Origin of the sequence: Caulobacter sp. NIBR1757, from assembly GCF_027912495.1 — a bacterium.
In the GTDB taxonomy this organism is placed as follows: Bacteria; Pseudomonadota; Alphaproteobacteria; order Caulobacterales; family Caulobacteraceae; genus Caulobacter.
Genome location: NZ_CP115463.1, coordinates 1,137,195 through 1,157,398 on the forward strand (window position 1 = coordinate 1,137,195; position 20,204 = coordinate 1,157,398).

At 70.0% G+C, this 20,204-nt stretch carries 18 protein-coding genes; 6 read left to right on the forward strand and 12 right to left on the reverse strand.

What is annotated here, in order from left to right; all coding sequences use genetic code 11:
* Position 1: 1 nt before the first annotated feature.
* From nadA to O5I81_RS05475, 3 genes are all read right to left on the reverse strand, one after another.
* Positions 2–1,081 (reverse strand): quinolinate synthase NadA, encoded by a 1,080-nt coding sequence (gene nadA, locus O5I81_RS05465; RefSeq protein WP_271067940.1) that lies wholly within the window; start codon positions 1,079–1,081, stop codon positions 2–4.
* A gap of 170 nt (positions 1,082–1,251) precedes the next feature.
* Positions 1,252–1,515: a hypothetical protein gene (locus tag O5I81_RS05470; RefSeq protein WP_271067941.1), complete on the reverse strand. Its 264-nt coding sequence runs from the start codon at positions 1,513–1,515 to the stop codon at positions 1,252–1,254.
* Between the two features lie 271 nt (positions 1,516–1,786).
* Positions 1,787–4,156: a PAS domain-containing protein gene (locus O5I81_RS05475; RefSeq protein WP_271067942.1), complete on the reverse strand. Its 2,370-nt coding sequence runs from the start codon at positions 4,154–4,156 to the stop codon at positions 1,787–1,789.
* Positions 4,157–4,356: 200 nt separating this feature from the next.
* Here O5I81_RS05475 and O5I81_RS05480 point away from each other — a divergent pair, with 200 nt between their 5' ends.
* Positions 4,357–5,550 carry a cell wall hydrolase gene (locus tag O5I81_RS05480; protein ID WP_271067943.1) on the forward strand — a complete coding sequence of 398 codons (1,194 nt, stop codon included), beginning with the start codon at positions 4,357–4,359 and terminating at the stop codon, positions 5,548–5,550.
* A 175-nt stretch (positions 5,551–5,725) separates the two neighbouring features.
* Here the strand turns inward: O5I81_RS05480 and O5I81_RS05485 are convergent, their stop codons facing one another.
* A complete protein-coding gene (locus O5I81_RS05485; protein ID WP_271067944.1) occupies positions 5,726–6,211 on the reverse strand; it encodes an N-acetyltransferase in 486 nt (161 codons plus the stop codon).
* Positions 6,208–7,209: a thioredoxin-disulfide reductase gene (gene trxB / locus O5I81_RS05490; RefSeq protein WP_271067945.1), complete on the reverse strand. Its 1,002-nt coding sequence runs from the start codon at positions 7,207–7,209 to the stop codon at positions 6,208–6,210. Before trxB ends, O5I81_RS05485 begins: the two co-directional genes overlap by 4 nt.
* Positions 7,210–7,264: 55 nt before the next feature.
* On the opposite strand from trxB, the gene O5I81_RS05495 reads away from it, so the two are divergent.
* From O5I81_RS05495 to O5I81_RS05505, 3 genes are all read left to right on the forward strand, one after another.
* A complete protein-coding gene (locus O5I81_RS05495) occupies positions 7,265–7,492 on the forward strand; it encodes a hypothetical protein (protein WP_271067946.1) in 228 nt (75 codons plus the stop codon).
* Between the two features lie 42 nt (positions 7,493–7,534).
* The gene (gene pseI, locus O5I81_RS05500) at positions 7,535–8,590 is read left to right on the forward strand and encodes a pseudaminic acid synthase (RefSeq protein ID WP_271067947.1); all 1,056 of its coding nucleotides are present in this window, start codon (positions 7,535–7,537) and stop codon (positions 8,588–8,590) included.
* 206 nt (positions 8,591–8,796) lie between these two features.
* Positions 8,797–10,878, forward strand: a complete 2,082-nt coding sequence (locus O5I81_RS05505) for an ATP-binding protein (protein ID WP_271067948.1) — start codon at positions 8,797–8,799, stop codon at positions 10,876–10,878.
* Here O5I81_RS05505 and pseG read toward each other — a convergent pair.
* The 5 genes from pseG to O5I81_RS05530 all read right to left on the reverse strand — a co-directional run bounded on the left by pseG (position 10,875) and on the right by O5I81_RS05530 (position 16,199).
* Positions 10,875–11,897, reverse strand: a complete 1,023-nt coding sequence (pseG, locus tag O5I81_RS05510) for a UDP-2,4-diacetamido-2,4,6-trideoxy-beta-L-altropyranose hydrolase (protein WP_271067949.1) — start codon at positions 11,895–11,897, stop codon at positions 10,875–10,877. The two genes, O5I81_RS05505 and pseG, sit on opposite strands and share 4 nt — an antisense overlap.
* Positions 11,894–12,610 (reverse strand): glycosyltransferase family protein, encoded by a 717-nt coding sequence (locus O5I81_RS05515; RefSeq protein ID WP_271067950.1) that lies wholly within the window; start codon positions 12,608–12,610, stop codon positions 11,894–11,896. Before O5I81_RS05515 ends, pseG begins: the two co-directional genes overlap by 4 nt.
* Positions 12,611–12,620: 10 nt before the next feature.
* Positions 12,621–13,631 carry a mitochondrial fission ELM1 family protein gene (locus O5I81_RS05520; protein WP_271067951.1) on the reverse strand — a complete coding sequence of 337 codons (1,011 nt, stop codon included), beginning with the start codon at positions 13,629–13,631 and terminating at the stop codon, positions 12,621–12,623.
* A gap of 91 nt (positions 13,632–13,722) precedes the next feature.
* Positions 13,723–14,196: a transcription elongation factor GreA gene (gene greA / locus O5I81_RS05525; RefSeq protein WP_271067952.1), complete on the reverse strand. Its 474-nt coding sequence runs from the start codon at positions 14,194–14,196 to the stop codon at positions 13,723–13,725.
* 152 nt (positions 14,197–14,348) lie between these two features.
* Complete coding sequence (locus O5I81_RS05530) at positions 14,349–16,199, reverse strand: acyltransferase family protein (RefSeq protein ID WP_271067953.1); 1,851 nt, start codon at positions 16,197–16,199, stop codon at positions 14,349–14,351.
* 98 nt (positions 16,200–16,297) lie between these two features.
* Here O5I81_RS05530 and O5I81_RS05535 point away from each other — a divergent pair, with 98 nt between their 5' ends.
* Positions 16,298–16,876, forward strand: coding sequence for a GNAT family N-acetyltransferase (locus O5I81_RS05535; RefSeq protein ID WP_271067954.1), 579 nt, complete (start codon positions 16,298–16,300; stop codon positions 16,874–16,876).
* Here the strand turns inward: O5I81_RS05535 and O5I81_RS05540 are convergent.
* Positions 16,873–17,457: a hypothetical protein gene (locus O5I81_RS05540; protein ID WP_271067955.1), complete on the reverse strand. Its 585-nt coding sequence runs from the start codon at positions 17,455–17,457 to the stop codon at positions 16,873–16,875. The genes O5I81_RS05535 and O5I81_RS05540 overlap by 4 nt on opposite strands.
* Positions 17,458–17,580: 123 nt before the next feature.
* On the opposite strand from O5I81_RS05540, the gene O5I81_RS05545 reads away from it, so the two are divergent.
* Positions 17,581–18,417, forward strand: a complete 837-nt coding sequence (locus O5I81_RS05545) for a DMT family transporter (protein ID WP_271067956.1) — start codon at positions 17,581–17,583, stop codon at positions 18,415–18,417.
* Here O5I81_RS05545 and O5I81_RS05550 read toward each other — a convergent pair.
* On the reverse strand, positions 18,414–20,147 hold the full coding sequence (locus tag O5I81_RS05550) for an ATP-binding protein (RefSeq protein WP_271067957.1): 1,734 nt from the start codon (positions 20,145–20,147) through the stop codon (positions 18,414–18,416). The genes O5I81_RS05545 and O5I81_RS05550 overlap by 4 nt on opposite strands.
* Positions 20,148–20,204 lie beyond the last annotated feature (57 nt).

Below are 20,204 nucleotides of genomic sequence, written 5' to 3' on the forward strand. Positions count from 1 at the left end.
CTCAGATCATTTCCACATCGACGTGGTGGCCTCGGGCTTTGACGAGGTCGTAGCGGGCCGGGATGGCGGGCGGCGGCAGGTCGATCATCCGTTGCACCGCCAGGCGGGCCCGGTCGGCGATAGCCGGGTCGACGGTGACCTCGAACTGCTCCTTCTGCAGGGCGTCGAGGATATTGCGCAGGGTGATCCGCTTCATGTGCGGGCACATGTTGCAGGGGCCGATGAACTTCACGTCCGGCACGTCGCCGGCGACGTTGGCGGCCATGCTGCATTCGGTGATCAGCACCACCTGTTTGGGCCGGCGGGTCTCGACGTAGTTGCTCATGGCGGCGGTCGAGCCGGCGAAGTCGGCGGCGTTGAGCACGTCTTCCGGGCATTCCGGGTGGGCGAGGATCTCGGCGCCCGGATAGGCCAGGCGCATCTCGGCGATGTCTTCCACCGTGAAGCGCTTGTGCACCTCGCAGCTGCCGGCCCAGGCGATGATCTTCACATCGGTCTGGGCGGCGACGTTGCGGGCCAGGTACTCGTCGGGGATCAGGATGACCTTGTCGACGCCCCATTCCCTGGCCGCCCATTCGACCACCTGCACGGCGTTGGCGCTGGTGCAGCAGATGTCGGTCTCGGCCTTCACGTCAGCGGTGGTGTTGACGTAGGTGACGACCGGCAGGCCCGGGTAGCGCTGCTTGATCAGCCGCACATCGGCGCCGGTGATCGAGCTGGCCAGGCTGCAGCCGGCGCGCAGGTCGGGGATCAGCACGGTCTTGTCGGGGCAGAGGACCTTGCTCGTCTCGGCCATGAAGTGGACGCCGGCCTGGACGATGATCCTGGCATCCGAGCGGGCGGCCTCGCGGGCCAGGCCCAGGCTGTCGCCGACATAGTCGCCGACCCCGTGGAAGATCTCCGGCGTCATGTAGTTGTGGGCCAGGATGACCGCGTTCTTCTCCGCCTTGAGGCGGTTGATCTGGGCGATCAGGGGCGCATGGACCCGCCATTCCAGCGGCGTGACCTGGTCCTTGACCTTGGCCCACGCGGGGGCGGTCAGGGCTTCCACCTCGGGGGTGAACTCGACGTCATAGGCCATCCGCGCACTCCTTTTGCTCAACATGAGCATTTCTGGCGCCTGTAAAAGGCCGGGCTGTAGGAGCGCCGGCCATTCCCTTCCGTCACCTTTTGCTGAAAGTGAGCATAAGTGACGGATCACATATAGGCCTGTCACAAACCCTACACAAGGGGAATCATCGGGGCAGGCGTCTAGTCCCGCCGCCGTTCCTCGCGTTCGCGGCGTTTCTCGGCTTCGCGGGCTTTCTTCTCAGCCTTGCGGCGGGCCTTGTCCTCGCGGTCGAGGCGGGCGAGGCGTTGTTTCTTGCTTTCGCCGGGGATGACCGCGCTGGCCACGGCGCCGGTGGTCTTCACGGCCGCATTGGTGACGCCGCCGACGACCGAGCCGACGATGCAGCCCGAGAGCAGGAGGCAGGCGGCGATGGCCAGGGGAACAAGCAGCAGAGGTTTGGTCATCGGGGTCTCCAGCGCGCGGCTAACGAAGCGGCGACCATTATACCTACCGGGGACGGGATAAAGGCGCCCTGTCCGGATGCCTGGCGAAATTCCGTGGCGCGGCAAGAGGTTGCAGGCGGGGCGGGGGTGGCGAGCGGGGGGTGAGGCAGGGGGGTGTCGGTAGGGGGGCGGTGGGGGCGAGCGAGGGCGAAGGTGGGGCGAAGGGGGCCGGTTTTGGGCCCCTGTGCGACGGGTTCAGAACGGCGGCGTCGCGGGGGCAGAAACAATATGTCTAGACATATTCATCTTCCACTCCGGCCGGCCGGGCGTGGGCGGCCAGGGTGCGGGCCAGGACGTCGAGGGTGTAGGGCTTGCGCAGCAGGGGCCAGGGGGCCGCCTCGGCGTCGTCGAGCGCCTCGCCGGTGTAGCCGCTGGTCAGCAGGATGGGCAGACCCGGCCGCAGGGCGGCGGCCTCGCGGGCCAGGTCGACGCCGTTGCGGGGGCCGGGCATGACGACGTCGGTCAGCAGCAGGTCGAGGTCGGGGACGGCCCGCAGAGCGGCCAGGGCGGTCTCGACGGTGTCGGCGAAGGTGATGCGGTGGCCAAGCTCGCGCAGCATGGCCTGGGCGAGGTCGGCCACCTCCGGGTCGTCCTCGACCAGCAGCACGTGCAGCGGACGGGCGTCGGCGGGGCGGGCTTCCGGTTCGACCCGGGTCTCGGCGTCGTTGGTCAGGGGCAGGAAGATCGACACCGTCGTCCCCTCGCCCGGCCGGCTCTCGATCTCGGCGCCGCCGCCGCTCTGGCTGGCGAAGCCGTAGACCTGGGAGAGGCCGAGGCCCGTGCCCTTGCCGACCGGCTTGGTGCTGAAGAAGGGTTCGAACACCCGGGCCACGGTGGCCGGGTCCATGCCGACGCCGCCGTCGCGGACGCTGATGCACAGGCAGGGGCCGGGCAGGGTCTCGCCGATGCAGCGATCGGCGATATGGCTGGACAGGGTGATCACCCCACCGCCCTCCATGGCGTCGCGGGCGTTGACCAGCAGGTTCATCAGCGCCGCATCCAGCTGGGCCGGGTCGATCAGCACCCGGGCCTCCGGCGCGGCCAGGTCGAGATCGAGCATGTAGCGTTCGCCGAGCGCCCGGCTGTAGAGCTGGGCGCTGTCCTTGATCGTCGCGTCTATGGCCAGCACCTCGTTGCGCAGCGGCTGGCGGCGGGAAAAGGCGAGGAGCTGGCGGGTCAGGCGTTCGCCACGCTGGGCCGCGTCGAGGGCGGCCTTGGCCAGGCGCTCGGTGCGGGTGGCGTCGGCCGGGTGGCGCTGGACGATGTCGAGGGCGCCGATGATGACGGTCAGCAGGTTGTTGAAGTCGTGGGCGACGCCGCCGGTCAGCTGGCCGAGGGCTTCGAGCTTCTGGGACTGGATGAGGGCGGCCTGGGCCTGGTCCCTCTGAGCCATCGCTTCCTCGACCCGCTCGGTCAGCAGGTCGTTGAGCCGCTGCAGATCGGCCTCGACCTGCTTGGCGTCGGTGACGTCGAAGGCGATGCCGGCGAGACCGGCGACATCCCCGCCCGGCGAAAGGCGCGGCTGAGAGAAGCTGCGCAGCCAGCGCCACTCGCCGTCGGCGCGGCGATAGCGGGCCTCGAGCTCGAAGGGCTTGAGGCTGGCCTCGCCGGCCGCCTGCTCGCGCAGCACGCGGTTGAGATCCTCGGGATGCAGCCGGGTGCGCCAGTCAAGGTGGAGGGCGGCCTCATAGCCTTCGCCGGCGAACTCGACGTAGGCGAGGTTGACGAACTCGCGGGCTCCGCCGGGCATCGACACCCAGAGCAGGGCCGGGGCGCTGTCGGCGAGGGCCCGGAAGCGGGCCTCGCTCTCGCGGATCTGTTCGGCGGCGCGGTGGCGTTCGGTGACGTCGAGGTTGTAGCCAACGACCCGGCAAGCCCGGCCGGAGGGGTCACGGTGGACCTGACCGCGCGCATGGATCCAGCGCTCCTGGCCGTCATCGCCGATGGTGCGGTATTCGATCTGATAGACCTGGGCGCTCTTGAAGGCGGCCCGGTTGGCGGCGGTGACCCGCTCGCGGTCGTCGGGGTGGATGGCGGCCATCAGGTCCGCGTAGACCCGCGGGCCGTTGCGCGGAGCGATGCCGAGGTTGTGGTAGACACCGCTCGACCAGGTTCCGACGTTGGTCTCCAGGTTCCAGTCCCACAGGCCGAGGCCGCCAGCCGATTCGGCCAGCTTGAGCCGGCCCTCGGCTTCGGTGCGGGCCTGGGTCTCGGCCCGCATGCGCACCAGGGCGGCGCGGGCGGCGGCGGCGACCAGGATGGTCACGGCCCCGGAGAGGCCGAACAGGATCAGGATGCCGTCGGCGGCGCGGGTGGCGCCGAACGGGGCCAGGACCCCCATCGCCAGGGCGAGCAGCAACACGCCCCAGCCCCAGCGTTGCCCGGCGTAGAGGGTGGCGATGATGAAGACCGGGAAGTAGGAGGAGGAGGCGTTGAAGGCGTTGTGGGCGCCGGCCAGCACCAGCCGCAGCCCAAAGGCGACCAGAAAGGCAGCCGCCGTGACGGCCGCCGCGCTGGCGATCGACGGCGGCCGTTGCGGGATGACCCGCCACAGGATCGGCTCGGCGTCAGGGCCGAAGGGATTGAGGGCGAAACGGCCCATGCGGCTCCGTAATCCGTCGCAAAACGCCCGACACGCCGCGACGGCTTGTCACAATGATGGACGACCATAACTATGGGGCGCAAGAGAGGTTCACGATGACCGTTCCGTTCGACCCCCGCGCGCGATGCCGGACCGCCGTCCGGCCCGGCCTTCGTCGCGGCCGCTGACTCCCTTTGCGACTCGATCGACCTCTTGCCCTCGTGGCCCTCGCGCTCGTTGCGCTGATCGCCGCCGCCTGCGCCAGTGACTACCGGGTGCGCGAGGGGACGGGGCGTGAGCGCGGGCTGTCGGCCCTGACGCGGGGCTTTGGCGAGGGCGCCTTTCGCCGGCTGACCGCTGACATGGACCCGGCCATGATGGCGCTGGCCAGGCGCCATGACGGGGCGGCCAGCACCGACTACTGGGGCCGGGTGCCCGGCTGGGAGAGCTACAACCTGGCGCGGCTGCCGGTGCTGGGCGTCGGGACGATGACCGAGGACGAGGCGCGGCTGATCAACGCCCTGCAGCCGGTCGCGACCGAGCCGCCGCCGCCGGCCAGGCCCTTCGTTCTCAAGGCCAATCCAGAAGACCGCGCCGCCGCCATCAAATGCCTGACCCAGGCCATCTACTACGAGGCCGCCGTCGAGCCGCTGGAAGGCCAGCGGGCCGTGGCCCAGACGGTGCTCAACCGGGTGCGCCACCCGGGCTATCCCAAGAGCGTCTGCGGGGTGGTCTACCAGGGGGCCCTGCGGCTCACCGGCTGCCAGTTCAGCTTCACCTGCGACGGCTCGCTGGCCCGGGTTCCCAACCCGGTGATCTGGAGCCGGGCCGAGCGGCTGGCGATCGAGGCGCTGGGCGGTCACGTCGAGAAGGCGGTCGGGACGGCGACCCACTATCACGCCGACTATGTGTCGCCCTACTGGGCCCCGACCCTCTACAAGATCGTCCAGATCGGGCGGCATATCTTCTACCGCTGGACCGGGCCCTGGGGCCTGCCGCCGGCCTTCAACGGGCGTTATGCCGGCGGCGAGGCCAACCTGACGGCGGCGGTGCTGGAGGGGCTGGATTCGCGCATCCAGGGCGAGGGGCTGGCGCCGGACAGCATTGCCGGCTCGGTCAGCCTGATCAGCACGGCGACGCGGACGGTGGTGCTGTCGGTCGATGGCGTCGAGCAGACCTACACCATGGCCGCCCCGCCGGCGCCGGGGCAGGAGACGCTGCATACCCCGGGCGTGCTGGCCCCGCCCCGGCGGGCCCCGACACCGGAGGAGGTGGCCGACATCAACGCCAGGCTGAAGGCGCTGGAGGAGGACCCGGACGCGCCGATGGCGACGGCCCCGAAGCCGCAGGCGCCGGCGGAGGCGGATGGCGGTCAGCCGGGGGATTTGCCGATCGGGCGGCGGAAGCAGGAGTAGCTCCGTCCCTCCCCGAATTGGGGAGGGCAGGCGCGCGTTGCGCGCCGGGTGGGGCGGTGGGTCACCGGCGGGGGCTGGTTAGGCTTCTCAGTGGATGGTCGCGACCGTCTCGGACCGACTTCCCCACCCGACGCGCGTAACCGCGCGTCTGCCCTCCCCAATTCGGGGAGGGAGGTTAGAGGCCGAAGGCTTTGGCGTAGGTGATGGTCAGGGGGGCGGTCAGGGACCCGGGGACCAGTTCGAGGGCCATGAAATGCGGCCCCCGGAACGGTGACTTAACCGTCCTGGCCAGGTCGGCGCTGTAGCCGGCGCGGGGGTAGTAGGCGGGATGGCCGAGCACGATGACGGCCTCGATGCCGGCCGCGGCCAGGCGGCGGTGGCCCTCCTGCATCAGGGCTGTGCCCAAGCCGGCCTTCTGGCGGCCGGGCTGTACCGACAGGGGGGCGAGGGCGGCCAGGCGGCGGCCGGTGTCGGTGGTCAGCGGGCTGAACAGGATGTGGCCGGCGACGGCGCCGTCCTCGATAGCCACCAGTTCCAGCAGGGCGTCGCCGTCGGCGCGGAGGGCGTCGACCAAATGCGCTTCGTCTGGCTGTCCGAAGGCCGCCGCGACCAGCGCCTGGATGGCGGCATGGTCGGCGGGCCCGGCGGCGCGGATCGTCACCAGACCCCGATCTTCTGGGCTTCGCCGTGGCTGATCGGGTGGTTGGCCTTCGCGTGGTCCTGTTCGGCCAGGAAGCGGACGGCCTCCAGGGCGGCCATGCAGCCCATGCCGGCGGCGGTGACGGCCTGGCGGTAGATGTCGTCGGTGACGTCGCCGGCTGCGTAGACGCCGGGGATGGCGGTGGACGCGGTGCCTGGCTGGACCTTCAGGTAGCTGCCCGAATGCATCTCCAGCTGGCCGGCGAACAGTTCCGACGAAGGGGCGTGGCCGATGGCGATGAAGACGCCGTCGCAGGCGAGGTCGCGGGTCTCGCCGGTCTTCACCGATTTCAGGCGCACGCCGGTGACGCCCGTGGGATCGGTGTCTCCCGTGACCTCGTCGATGACATGGTCCCAGACCACCTCGATCTTGGGATGGGCGAAAAGGCGTTCCTGCAGGATCTTCTCGGCCCGCAGCTCGTCCTTGCGGTGAACGAGCGTAACCCTGGAGGCGAAGTTGGTGAGGAACAGGGCTTCCTCGACGGCGGTGTTGCCGCCGCCGACCACGACCACGTCCTTGCCGCGATAGAAGAAGCCGTCGCAGGTGGCGCAGGCGCTGACGCCGAAGCCCTGGAACCTGGCTTCGCTGTCGATGCCCAGCCACTTGGCTTGCGCGCCGGTGGCGATGATCAGGGTCTCGGCCAGCCATTCCTCGCCGCTGTCGCACTTGATGTGGAAGGGGCGTTTGGAGAGGTCGGCGGAGAGGACGATATCGCTGACGAATTCGGTCCCGACATGCTCGGCCTGGGCCTTCATCTGGTCCATCAGCCAGGGGCCCTGGATGACATCGGCGAAGCCCGGGTAGTTCTCGACATCCGTGGTGATGGTCAGCTGGCCGCCCGGCTGGATGCCGGCGATCAGCACGGGTTTGAGCAGCGCGCGGGCCGCATAGATGGCGGCGGTGTAGCCGGCGGGGCCGGAACCGATGATCAGGCAGCGGGTGGTGCGGGGCGTAGACATGGGCGCAGATATAGGGTCGATTCCGCTTCGGCGCGATGGGGCAAGAGGACGACCGATGAGCAAGACCAACAAGGCGGCCGCCTTCCTGCCGATCGGCATCGGCCTGGGTCTGTCGATTGGCACGGCCCTGGGCTGCGCCTTCGGTGTGTCGATGATGGCCGCCCAGAAGCGCAAGGACGCCAGGGAGGGCGGTGGCGACAGTGGCGGCGTCTATGGCGGCGATAGCGGCGACGACAGCTGTTCCGGTGACGGCGGAGGGGACGGCGGCGGGGGCGGCGATTGAGCTTCTGGACTTGTTAAGGCCGCCGACGGAGACTCCGCGGCCATGAGCAAGGCGCCCACCATCGAGATCGCGGGGCGGCCCATCGGGCCGGAGCATCCGCCGTTCGTCATCTGCGAGCTGTCGGGCAACCACAACGGCAGCCTGGACCGGGCGCTGACCATGATCGACGCGGCGGCGGAGACCGGCGCCGACGCCATAAAGATCCAGACCTACACCGCCGACACCATCACCCTCGATGTCGACCGGCCGGAGTTCAGGATCAAGGGCGGGCTGTGGGACGGCCGCTCGCTGCACGAGCTCTATCGTGAGGCCCAGACGCCCTATGAATGGCATCCGGCCCTGTTCGAGCGGGCGGCGAAGCGGGGGGTGATCCTGTTCTCCAGCCCATTCGACGAGACGGCGGTGGACCTGCTCAGCGGCCTGGACGCGCCAGCCTACAAGATCGCCAGCTTCGAGGCGGTGGACCTGCCGCTGATCCGCTATGCGGCGGCGAAGGGCAAGCCGCTGATCATCTCCACCGGCATGGCCAATGCGGCCGAGATGGCGGCGGCGCGGGATGCGGCGTTGGAGGCCGGGGCGGCCGGGGTGGTGCTGCTGCACTGCGTGTCCAGCTATCCGGCCACCTTCGCCGACGCCAATGTGCGCACGGTGGCCGACATGGCGGCCAGGTTTGATTGCCCCATCGGCCTGTCGGACCACACGCCGGGGACGGCGGCTTCGGTGGCGGCGGTGGCCATGGGGGCCTGCGTCATCGAGAAACACTTCACCCTGGCGCGGTCCGACGGCGGGCCGGATGCGGCCTTCAGCCTGGAGCCCGGCGAGTTCGCTGCCCTGGTCCGCGACTGCAGGGACGGCTGGGCGGCGCTGGGCCGGGCGCACTACGACGTGCTGGGCTCCGAGAAGGCCAACATCCAGTTCCGCCGCTCGCTCTATGTCACCGCCGACGTGGCGGCGGGCGAGGTGCTGAGCCGGGCCAACATCCGCTCGGTGCGGCCAGGGGCGGGCCTGCCGCCGGCCGAGCTGGACAGCGTGCTGGGTCGGCCGGCGGCGAGGGACCTGAAGCGGGGCGAGCCGCTGCAGCGGGACATGGTCGGTTGAAACTGATGGTCGGGATAAATGGGGACACGCACTATTTTCGTCCCGGGATAAATGGGGACACGCACTATTTTCGTCCCCTGACCTTGATCACCCCACCGCCGGTTCCGCGAAAATAGTGCGTGTCCCCATTTATCCAACCGGCCTTAAGTCGGCAGCACGACGCAGGGCGCCGTTTCCTTAACCGGATTGGGTTAACCCGCCGGTTCATGGCGATGTCAGATGATCGGGCCGGTGAGGCCACCCCCCGTGTGTTGCGCGGGGGAAACGGCAAAATCACCGTCGGCCGCCTGGGTATCCTGCCTCTGGTCATCATTACCGCCGTGGTCATCCTGCTGTGCGCAACCCTGGTCGTCCGCCAGGCGGCGGCGGCGATCGCCGAGGTCATCCAGGCCCGTGAGGAGAAGGTGTTGTCCCAGGGCGTGAGCCGGCGCCTGACCCAGCTGAACGACGACATCGCCTATGTCTCGGTGTGGAACGAGGCCTACGAGAAGTCGGTGCTCAAAGTCGATCAAGCGTGGATTCATGAGAACTACGGCCAGTACTTCGCGGATCACATGCGCCACAGCCTGACCCTGATGATCGGGCCGGACGGGCGGATCGTCTATGCCGCCGAGGGCGGCAAGAAGGTTTCCACGGCACGGCTGTCCGGCTTTGCCAATGCTGCTCGACCCCTGTTCGAAAAGGTTCGCGGTCAGACCGGCCAGCAGGGCGCGGCTCTGGATATGGCCCGCTACCGCCACGGTATGGGGGTTGTGACCCAGGGGGGCAGGGCCTGGCTGGTCGCCGCCGGTTCGGTGGCGCCTGAGGCCGACTGGCGCGGGACGATGAAGAGCGGGCGCGAGCCGGTCATCGTCTCGGCGATCGAGATGACCCCGGCCTTCCTGCGGAACCTGCAGGCCGACTACGACCTGCGGGGGCTGAAGCTGCTGGCCCCCGGCCAACGGGCGGCGGCCGGCATCGATCTGAAGGGCGTCGACGGCAAGCCGGTCGCGCGGCTCGGCTGGACGCCGATGAAGCCGCGCCAGGCGGTGCTCGGCAAGGCCGGCGGGACGTTCGCGGCGATGGGCGTCTGCCTGCTGCTGCTGATCATCCTGCTGATGTTGCGCATCCGGGCGGTGGCCGACGACCTGAAGGCCTCGGCCCGCGCCGCCCGCGCCGCCGACCACGCCAAGAGCGTCTTCCTGGCCAATATGAGCCACGAGATCCGCACGCCGCTGAATGCCGTGCTGGGCATGGCCCAGGTGATGGAGGGCGATACGCTGGAGCCGCGCCAGCGCGAGCGGCTGACCCTGATCCGCGATGCCGGCCACACCCTGCTGGGGGTGCTCAACGACGTCCTCGACCTGTCGCGGATCGAGGCCGGACAGGTCAGCATCACCGACGCGCCGTTCGAACTGGACGGGCTGGCCAAAGGCGTGCTGGGGGCCTTCGACGGCCAGGCGAGCGCCAAGGGCGTGGTGCTGAAACTGGAACTGTCGGCCCACGGATGGTGGAAGGGGGACGCCCAGCGCATCCGCCAGATTGTCAGCAACCTGGTCTCCAACGCCGTGAAATTCACCGAGGCGGGCGAGGTGCGGCTGATCATCGACGCGACGGCGGAGGGGCTGTCGTTCCGTGTCGAGGACACCGGTCCGGGCATCGCGCCGGACATCCTGACCGGCCTGTTCGCCCGCTTCGCCCAGGCCGACGCCTCGATCACCCGACGGCATGGCGGCACCGGGCTGGGCCTGGCGATCAGCCGCGAGCTGGCCGAACTGATGGGCGGCCGGCTGACGGCGACGAGCGAGCTGGGCGAGGGCTCGGTCTTTGTGCTGGAGCTGCCGCTGGCGCGGGTGGCGGCCGAGGCGCCGGCCGCGGCGCCGGCCGCGACGGTCCCGCTGGAGGGCGCCGTGCGAATCCTGGCGGCCGAGGACAACGCCGCCAACCGCCGGGTGCTGGCCGCCATGCTGGAGCCGCTGGGCGCCGAGCTGATCATGGTCGAGGACGGTCGCCAGCTGGTCGAGGCCTGGGCGCGGGGCGGAGCCGATGTGGTGCTGGCCGACATCCAGATGCCGGTGATGAGCGGGCTGGAGGCGGCGCGGGCGATTCGCCGCGCCGAGGCGGCCCAGGGCCTGCACCGCACGCCGATCATCGCCCTGACCGCCAATGTGATGAGCGACCAGGTCGCGCAGTACATGGCGGCCGGAATGGACAGCCATGTCGCCAAGCCGATCCAGATGGCGGCGCTGTTCGCCGCCCTGCAGGCGGCGCTGGACGGCGAACCGTCCTCTCAAGCCCTGGCCGGCTAGGGGCGGAGAAGGCCCATCACCGCGTCGGCCACCCGGTCGGCGCCCCGTCCATCGCAGACGTCGGCGGCGGCCAGGGCCATGCCGGTGCGCAGGCGGCCATCGGTCAGCAGCCGGGCGACGTCCTCCTCGAAATGGCCGGTGAAGTCCGGGTTGGCGACCTCGAGCGCCATCACCGCCCCGACGCTCTCCAGGGCGCGGGCGGCCGGGCGCTGGTTATCGGCCAGGATCAGCAGCAGGGTGGGCAGGGCCAGGACACAGCGCTCCCAGCTGCTCGAGCCGCCGCCGCCGACGGCGAGGTCGGCCTGGGCCGTGAGGGCGGCCATGTCGGGCGTGTCGATGTGCAGGGTCAGCTGGGGATAGACCAGGGCCAGGGCCTGGACCTTCGACAGGCTGGGGGCGGCGGCGCCCATGACCACATCGACGGCCAGCTCGCCGGTCATCGGGGCCAGCATCTCCAGCACCTTGCCGGTGATGCCATTGAGGTCGCCGAGGCCGAGCGAGACCAGCAGGCGGCGCGGTGGCTGGCCTGTGGTGCGGCGGGCGAGGGCGGCGGGGCGGAGGGCGGCGAACTCGGGACGGACGGGGGCGTTGGCCGGGCCGAGCAGCAGCCGGGCATGGCCGGGCAGCAGGCCGAGGTAGTCCTCGGCCGTGCGCGACGGGCCACTGTCGAGCACCAGGTCGGCCCCCAGCGGCCGGTCGGCGAGGTCGTCGATGACCAGCACCGGGCGGGCCCCGGCGGCGGCGCGGTGGTCGTCGGCGTCGAGGCCGTAGTGGTCGAAGACGACGAGGTCGGCCTTTGCCGTGCGCACGGCGGCGACGATGCGGGGGCTTTCCGTCGAGCCGGCCCAGACCCGGTGGATGTCGGGGGCGAAGGCTTCCAGAACGGCGGTCACCGCCGGCGGGCAGAGGAAACTGACGGCGACGCCGCGCTGCTCAAGCGCCCGGGCCAGGGTCAGGGACCGCATGACATGGCCGCCGCCGACCTCCGGTCCGGCATTGCAGACGAAGAGGACGCTCATGCCCGCCGGTCGCCGCCGTAGGTGAGGAGGTCCGGCCGCGAGCGCACGAAGGCGCGGATGGCGTCGGCGGTGAAGGCGCGGTCCTTCGGATAGAGGGCGTCATAGACGGCGGCGGTGAAGGCGTAGTCGTCGGGCCGGTCGACGGTCCAGCGCACCTCGCCCTCATCGGTCGGCTGGCTGTGGTAGGCGAGGCGGAACTGGTCAGGCCGGTTGTAGATGCCCCAGGTGACGTGCTCGCGCTCTTCCTGGGTGGCGGCCAGGGCGCCGGCCTGGCGCAGGGCGGCGGCGGTCATCACCTCGACGTCGAGGCCCTTGGGAAAGGTGCGGTGCGGCGGGGTGTTGCTGGCGTAGTCGGCGCCGCTTTCCTGGAAGACGGCGATGGTCTCGTCGATGATGTCCGGATCGGCGAAGGGGCAGTCGGCGGTGAGGCGCACGACGGTGTCGGCCGGCCAGGCCGCCAGGGCGCCGAGGAAGCGGGCGAGGACGTCGTCGAGGGGCCCGCGATGGACATCGATGCCCTCGCGGCGGGCGGTCTTTTCGATGACGTCGTCGCCGGGGTTGGCGCTGGTGGCGACGACGATGCGGTCGATCTTGCGCGAGCGGGCCAGCCGCTCGATCTGCCGCACCATCATCGGCGCCCCGGCCAGCGGCATCAGCACCTTGCCCGGCAACCGGGAGGAGCTCATGCGGGCCTGGAGGATGGCGAGGATCATGCCGGCGAGGCTAGGGCGCGTCGGCGCGGGCGTCCATGCGCTGGAGGATTTCGCCCGCCAGCCGGTCGGTCTCGCGCAGGGGCTCGTAGGTCCAGCCGTGGAAGGCGCCGCCCCAGGGGCGGGCGGCGCCCTTGGCTTCCAGCTCGTCGTGGAGCAGGCGGAACTTCAGGCTCTGGCCGTCCATCTGGACGATGAAGACAGGCTTGCCGGTGCTGGCCGCTTCCGTGGCCATGTTGGCGCTGTCCTCGGTGACGAGGATGAAGTCGGCCGCTTCCAGGAAGGCGAAATAGGGGTTGGCGCCCTCGCCGTCCCAGATGATGCCGGGAAGGTCGGCGAGGCGGGCGGCGAGCAGGTCGCGGGCCTTCTGCGGCGTGCGGCGGGAGAAGGTCATCAGCAGGCTGCCGCCCTCCTGCTCCAGCGGCAGGACCAGGCTGTTGGCGATGGCGGCGGCGCGTTCCTGGGAAAGGTCGAAGGCCTTGGACTTGCCGCCGACCAGCACGGCGACGCGCGGGTGGGGCAGGGGGTCGATCTGGGCGGCGAAGGCGGCGTAGTCGGCCTTGAGACGTTCAGGGCTCAGGCGGTGCGGTGAGCCGGTGATGGAGACGACGTTGTCGCCCTTGACCCGGTCGTGGTTGGGCGGGGCGACGAGGTCGAAGAAGTGCAGCGGGGTGCGCGGGTCCTGGATCTGGACGACGAAGGTCTTGCCGCCTGTCCAGCGGCGCATGCGGATCGACAGGGGCAGGGTGGCGCGGCCGGCGGAGATCATGATGTCCGGCCAGGGCGGGGCGAAGTCGTTGCCGCGCAGCCAGCGGCGGGGCAGCAGGTTCAGCCACCAGGGCAGACGGCCGGTCTGGCCGGTCCAGGAAATGCGTTTGACGACGACCTGGGCGTTGCGCTGGCGGGCGACGGCGTCGGCGAGGCCGACGGCCTGGGCCTCGATGCCGGCGCGACCGTCGGACACCGCCCAGATGGTGAGGGGGGGCGGCGCCGGTGCATTGACGGGTTTCTGACGGGGCGCCATGGGGGGACCTTCAAGACCTTGCCGGGTCTTTAGGCAAGCAGAAGGGCGACCGTGAGGCCGCCCTGCAGAGCTTCGGTGCAGACCAGCGGCTTTAGAGCCACTCGACTTTCAGGATCTCGTAGGCCTTGACGCCGCCGGGGGTGTTGACCTCGACCACGTCGCCCATTTCCTTGCCGATCATCGCGCGGGCGATGGGCGAGGTGATGGAGACGCGGCCACCCTTCACGTCGGCTTCGTGTTCGCCGACGATCTGGTAGCGGGCCTCTTCCTCGGTGTCTTCGTCGACCACGCTGACCGTGGCGCCGAACTTGATCTGCGACCCCGACAGCTTGGAGACGTCGATGACCTGGGCGCGCGCGATCTTGTCCTCGATCTCGGCGATACGGCCTTCGATCCAGCCCTGACGCTCCTTGGCGGCGTGGTATTCGGCGTTCTCGCTGAGGTCGCCATGCGCCCGCGCTTCGGAAATCGCGGCGATCACGGCCGGACGTTCCAAAGTCTTCAAACGCTTCAGTTCCTCGTCGAGGGCGCTATAGCCCCCGGCGGTCATCGGTACCTTTTCCATATGGGAAATGTCGCTCGGTTCGCCCTGGGAGGAATGTAGAAAACAGAAAAGCCGGCCGCGGGCGGAAGCGTCCGGGGGCGTAGAAACTATTCGCGGGACGCTGGAAAAGCAAGGGTCATGCTGCGGCGCCGCATTCACCGGGCTTTGTTCCGCTAACGCCGCGCTTCCTGCAGGGCCAGCCGATGGCCGACGACGAGGGAGCCAGCCTTGGACAGATGCCCCTCGTCCCACTGCATCGGCTTGCCGTCCGGGGTCGTGGTTTCGCAGACGTTGCCCGGGCAAATGGCCCGCATGATCGACAGGTAGGGCACGCCGGCGCGGGCGGCGACGCTCGCCATGGTGGCGTCGACATGATCGCGCTCATGCTTGCGGCGGCGGGGCGGCAGGTCGGGCTGGTTCAGGTGTTCGGCCAGGGCCAGCAGGCGCGGCAGGCTCTGTTCGTACTGCGGGGCCGGGCCGATCAGCACGACCTCGATCCTGCGGGCCTTGAACCAGGCCAGGGTGTCGGCCACGGCGGCGGCGTCATCGTCCCACCACAGGCCGGCCAGGTAGACGCGGTCGGGCGGATTTCTGACCAGCACCTCGTCGTAGAGGACCCGGGCCAGGCGGCGGCACTGGGCGGTGGCGTCATGGGCCGGCTGGCGGGTCATGCGGCAGCTGGAGACGGTGGCTTCCAGCAGCTCGGCCTCGGGGTGGGCCTCCTTGAGGCCGTACCACAGGTGGTTGGCGTGGCTGTCGCCGATCAGCAGGTAGTTGGGCTTGCCGGGGACGGGCTCGACACAGCCGGTCGGCCAGGCGGTCAGCTCGCCGTCGGGCATCGGCAGGCAGGCGTCCAGCCGCCGGGGCGTGCGCTCGGCGCTGGCGGCGATGGCGTGGACCTTGGGGCTGAAGCGGCCGGGCAGGCCCTTGGTGGCCAGGATGACCAGGCTGGGCGCGGCGACCAGCAGGGTGGCGAGCAGGGCGACCAGGTAGAAGCGGCCGGTGCTCAGGCCGTCGCGGCGATCACGGATCGGGGTCTCGATCAGCTTCCAACTGAGGGTGGCCAGCACCACGGCGACGGCGAGCACGATGTAGGGCGCCACGGGCCCGGCCTGTTCGCCGTACAGCATCCGCTGGAAGGAGATCAGCGGCCAGTGCCAGAGGTAGAGGCTGTAGGAGATGAAGCCGTAGAAGCGCAGCGGCGGGATCGACAGCAGGGCCCCGGTCGGGGTGTCCTCGCCGGCCGCCAGCAGCATCAGGGCGCCCAGGCAAGGGGCGACGGCGGCGATGCCGGGCATGGTGGTGTGCGGCTGATAGGTCGCGATGGCCCAGATTATGAGGCCAAGGCCCGCCAGGCCAAAGACGGAACGGATGCGCCGGTCGTCCGGAACCGGGATGGCCCCCTTGGCCAGCAACACGCCGAGCAGCAGCTCCCAGGCGCGGGTCACCGGCAGGTAGAAGGAGGCGCTGGGGTGGTTGGTCACCCAGAAGACGCCGAGGGCGAAAGAGGCGAGGGCGATGGCCCCCAGCACCGGCTTGACCGCCCGGGGCGCCCAGCGCCACAGGCCCATCATGACCAGCGGGAAGACGATGTAGAACTGCTCTTCCACCCCCAGCGACCAGGCGTGCAGCAGCGGATGCATGTCCGGCGGGGCGGCGAAATAGTTGATGGTCTGCCAGAACCAGATGTTGGCCGCGAACCCCAGGGTCGCCAGGCTGGAACCGGCGTATTTCACCAGCTCGTCGGGGAACATGTGGAAACAGGCCATCGCCGTCGTGCCGGCGATCATCGCCAGCACGGCGGGCAGCAGGCGCCGCGTTCGCCGCTCCCAGAAGTCGATCAGCGAGAACTTGCCGGCCGCCTGCCTGCGGGTGACCACCAGCGCGATGACGTAGCCGGAAACGACGAAGAAGACATCGACGCCGACGAAGCCGCCGGGCGCCATGGGCAGGCCGAGGTGCCCCGCGAACACCGCCAGGACGGCCAGGCCCCGCAGGCCGTCGATGTCAGTGCGGTGTTGCAACCCTGCGCCCCTGCGAAGGGCCGGCTTGAAGCACTGTCGGCCGTCCGGGGCAAGCCATGTATCGTCGGGTTGGAGCCAGGCGATGGGAGGGACGGGTCATGATCGGGGCGAGCATGGAGACGCCGGTGCTGCGGACGCCGCGGCTGGTCTTGAGACCGCTGGCTCCGAGCGACGCCCCGGTCGTCCAGCGGCGCTTCCCGCGTTGGGAGATCGTGCAGCATCTGGTGCGCGTGCCCTGGCCCTATCCGGCCGACGGCGCGGAGACGTTTCTGGCCGGCGCGACGGAGGAAATCCGCACCGGCTTCAAGGCCCATTGGGCGCTGATTCCAAGGGACGGGCCGGACGAGCTGATCGGCATCATCAGCCTGTGGCCCGAACGGCCGCCCGAGCGCGACCAGCGCGGATTCTGGCTCGACCCCGAGTTTCAGGGACAGGGTTTGATGAGTGAGGCGGCCGATCGGGTTACCGACCATGCACTTCGCACCCTGGGATGGCCGGGGCTCTGGCTGACCAACAGTCTCGACAACCGGCCATCGGCCAGGGTCAAGGAACGTCAGGGAGCCCGATTGGTGGACACCGAACCGGCCTCCTATGTGCGCGGGCCCGGGACACGGCAGATCTGGCGGCTGGACGCCGAAGACTGGCTGGCGAAACGGCCGCGGGCGCCGCGAGACTAGGTTGGCGGCGCCAGGCCGGAATCCTCCGGCGGGGCGGTCATCTCCTCGACGAACGCGTCAACCGACCTGGCGGCGAACAGCCGGCGCAGGAAGGCGATGACCTGGAACAGGGAGGAGAGGAAGCCCACGGCCGAGGCGACAAACTGGAAGGCCTGCCAGGCCAGCTCGAAGGCCGCGCCCGAACTGACCGCCTCGATCATCGGATAGAGCAGTTGGCTGATGGTGATCCGGAACTGGGCGTAGGCGGCGGAATACTCGATCGACCGGTCTGCGATCCAGGCGGCGGCGACCATCGCCGACACCGGCGACCAGAGCAGAGGCAGGAAGAGCAGGACCGCGAGCAGGACGACGGCGACCTTCGTCCCGATCGTCTCGCCCAGGAACAGGTCGCGGCCGACGACCCCGACCAGGGCAAGCGACAGGATGCCCAGGCCGACCGGGATCAGCATGTCGGCCATGTCGATGACGTCGGCGCCGAACAGGAAGACGCCGGCCAGGGCGACGAGCAGGGCCAGCATGAAGGCGCCCAGCCAGGCGAGGCCATACCAGCCGAGCCGGCGCTTGATCAGGACGGTGTTCATGGCGGGCCCCCAGCCGGCGATTGGTTAACGAGCATGCCGCGCGGGCGCTCAAACGTCCACTGCATCGGATGACCATGGCGTCGCATCTTGCCTGCCCGCGCGGCAGCGGCTTAAGCCGGGGCCATGACCGCCCTCCCTCTCGCCGCCCTGATGATGCTGGCCAGCGGGGCGATCCATGCGGTGGTCAACGCCATCCTCAAGTCCGGCCAGGACAAGATGTCGAGCCGGGCGCTGATCGACGGCTTCTCCGGCTTCCTGATCCTGCCGGCGGTCTTCTTCGTGCCCCTGCCGCACGGGGCCTGGGGCTGGCTGGCGGGCAGCTGGATCACCCACCTCGTCTACCTGGTCTGCCTGATCAAGGCCTTCGAGCGGGCCGACATGACGGTGGCCTATCCGATCCTGCGCGGGGTCGCGCCGTTGCTGGCGGCCGTCGCGGCCGTGGCGCTGTTCGATGAGCCGATCGGCGTGGTGACGGCGGCGGGGATCGGGCTGGTCTCGGCCGGGGTGCTGACAGTGGGCCTCGGCAAGCAGGTTGATCGCTGGGCCCTCGGCTGGGCCCTGGCGACGGGGGCGACCATCGCCATCTATACGGTCATCGACGCGCAAGGCGTGCGGGCGGCGCCGAGCGCGCCCAGCTACATCGTCTGGGTGTTTCTCTCGCTCGGCTTCGGCATCGCCGCCATCTTCGCCCTCTGGCGCGGGCCGGCCTTCATCGTCTCGGCGCGGGCGGAGTGGAAGGCGGGGCTGACGGCCGGGGCGCTGTCGATCCTCACCTACGGCCTGGCGCTGTGGGCCCTGCGGCTGGGCGACACGCCCCGGCTGGCGGCGCTGCGCGAGACCTCGATCCTGTTCGCCGTGCTGATCGCCGTGGTGTTCCTCAAGGAGCGGCTGACACGCGGGCGGATGGTCGGGGTGGCGGCGATCGCCCTCGGAGCCGGGTTGCTGATCGCCGGCGGCTAGGCGGCGGCCGCGCGCGGGCTGTCGGTCAGCACCTTGTCCATCGCCCCGAGCAGGTCGTTCAGCTGGATCGGCTTGGCGACCATGGCGTCCATGCCGACGGCCAGGTACTCGGCTCGATGGTGGGCCATGGCGTTGGCGGTGAGGGCGATGATGGGCACGCGCGGGCGGTGCTCTTCAGCTTCCTTGGCCCGGATGGCGCGCACGGCGCTGACACCGTCCATGACCGGCATCTGCACGTCCATGAGCACGATGTCCCAGTCACCGGAAACGCAGGCGTCCACCGCCTCCTGGCCATTCTCGACCATGTGCGGCTGCAGGCCGATCTGGCCCAGCAGTGTCGATATCACCAGGCGGTTGGTGGCGTTGTCCTCGGCGACGAGCAGTCGCAGGGCTTCCGGGGCGGGGGGCGGCGCCTCCGCGGGGCAGGCCTCGGAGGGAGGCGTTTGGGCGCGCGCCAGCGGCAGGCGCACGGCGAAGCAGGATCCCACGCCAAGCTGGCTGTCGACGCTGATCGAGCCCCCCATCAGGGCGGCCAACTGGTGGCAGATGGCCAGGCCCAGGCCCGATCCTCCATACTGGCGGCTGGTCGAGGCGTTGGCCTGGACAAAGCGGTCGAACAGGCTGTCCAGCCGCTCCCTGGCGATGCCCGGCCCGGTGTCGCTGACCGTGACGGTCAGGCCGTCCGGGTGGCGAGCCAGGGTGACCGTCACCTCGCCCCGCTCGGTGAACTTGACGGCGTTGGCGACGAGGTTGGCGATGACCTGCTGGATGCGGGCCGGGTCGCCAGCCCACCAGCCGTGGGTTTCGGCCGGCGCCCGCAGCGCGAGCCGCAGCCCCTTCTCGGCGGCCCGCGGCGCGAAAGCCTGCAGGGAGGCCTCGGCGGTCGCGACCATATCGACCGCGCCGTCTTCGATATCCAGCCGGCCGGCTTCGATCCGGGACAGATCGAGCAGATCGTTGAGCAGCAGCAGAAGCGTCTCGCCTGAACCGGCGACGACATCCAGCCGCTCGCGCTGGGCCGGGGTCAGTTCGTCCCGTCCCATGGCCTGGACCATGCCCAGCACCCCATTGAGGGGGGTGCGTATCTCATGGCTCATGAAGGCCAGGAAGGCGGACTTGGCGGCGTTGGCCTGCTCGGCCCTGGAGCGCTCGGCCTCGAGGTCGCGCTGGCTGGCGGCGAGAACCTGGGCGGTCTGGATGTTGCGCAGGCCGGCCAGGGCCGCGAACGCGCAGCAGAGGAGCGAGCCGACCAGCGACATGGTCAGCTCCGGCCCCGTGGATCGCGGCATCAGCATGGGCGCCAGAATGATGCTGACGATGGCCGGCGTCCCGAACATCACCAGCGCGGTCGGCGAGCGGAAGGCGTAGCCTACGGCGTTGAGCAGCAGGCCGCACCACATCAGCGCCGCGATGAAGGCCGAGCCCATCGGAGGGTGAAGCCAGTACATGATGGCGAACGACAGCCAGGTCAGGTTGCTGGCTAGGGCGACCGAAATGTAGCCCAGACGCAGGCTGTTGGTCGGTTCAACCCCGGGCCTGAACGCCCTTGAGACGAGCCAGTTGACGGCCTCCATGATCGTGACGGCGACGCCCCAGATGAGCGCGGGCGCCCAGCCGAGCGACGGTCCGGCCGCCACCATCAGGAACAGGGCGGCGCCGATCCGCATCGGTCCCAGTCGATGAGAATCCTGTGCGACGAGATCGAAGTCGGACAGCCTTGGCTTGAGCATCGCCCCCATCTACAGAACATTCTTGTTGTCCTGACCCTTAAGCAGTCAGGCTTCGCC

What these genes read in the sequence shown, in the direction of transcription:
- O5I81_RS05505 (WP_271067948.1), top strand. Translation starts at nt 8,797, where the DNA reads ATGGCGATGTCAGATGATCGGGCCGGTGAGGCCACCCCCCGTGTGTTG.
- O5I81_RS05520 (WP_271067951.1), bottom strand. Translation starts at nt 13,631, where the DNA reads ATGGCGCCCCGTCAGAAACCCGTCAATGCACCGGCGCCGCCCCCCCTC.
- O5I81_RS05540 (WP_271067955.1), bottom strand. Translation starts at nt 17,457, where the DNA reads ATGAACACCGTCCTGATCAAGCGCCGGCTCGGCTGGTATGGCCTCGCC.
- trxB (WP_271067945.1), bottom strand. Translation starts at nt 7,209, where the DNA reads ATGTCTACGCCCCGCACCACCCGCTGCCTGATCATCGGTTCCGGCCCC.
- O5I81_RS05515 (WP_271067950.1), bottom strand. Translation starts at nt 12,610, where the DNA reads ATGATCCTCGCCATCCTCCAGGCCCGCATGAGCTCCTCCCGGTTGCCG.
- pseG (WP_271067949.1), bottom strand. Translation starts at nt 11,897, where the DNA reads ATGAGCGTCCTCTTCGTCTGCAATGCCGGACCGGAGGTCGGCGGCGGC.
- pseI (WP_271067947.1), top strand. Translation starts at nt 7,535, where the DNA reads ATGAGCAAGGCGCCCACCATCGAGATCGCGGGGCGGCCCATCGGGCCG.
- O5I81_RS05545 (WP_271067956.1), top strand. Translation starts at nt 17,581, where the DNA reads ATGACCGCCCTCCCTCTCGCCGCCCTGATGATGCTGGCCAGCGGGGCG.
- O5I81_RS05475 (WP_271067942.1), bottom strand. Translation starts at nt 4,156, where the DNA reads ATGGGCCGTTTCGCCCTCAATCCCTTCGGCCCTGACGCCGAGCCGATC.
- nadA (WP_271067940.1), bottom strand. Translation starts at nt 1,081, where the DNA reads ATGGCCTATGACGTCGAGTTCACCCCCGAGGTGGAAGCCCTGACCGCC.
- O5I81_RS05535 (WP_271067954.1), top strand. Translation starts at nt 16,298, where the DNA reads ATGATCGGGGCGAGCATGGAGACGCCGGTGCTGCGGACGCCGCGGCTG.
- greA (WP_271067952.1), bottom strand. Translation starts at nt 14,196, where the DNA reads ATGGAAAAGGTACCGATGACCGCCGGGGGCTATAGCGCCCTCGACGAG.
- O5I81_RS05495 (WP_271067946.1), top strand. Translation starts at nt 7,265, where the DNA reads ATGAGCAAGACCAACAAGGCGGCCGCCTTCCTGCCGATCGGCATCGGC.
- O5I81_RS05470 (WP_271067941.1), bottom strand. Translation starts at nt 1,515, where the DNA reads ATGACCAAACCTCTGCTGCTTGTTCCCCTGGCCATCGCCGCCTGCCTC.
- O5I81_RS05550 (WP_271067957.1), bottom strand. Translation starts at nt 20,147, where the DNA reads ATGCTCAAGCCAAGGCTGTCCGACTTCGATCTCGTCGCACAGGATTCT.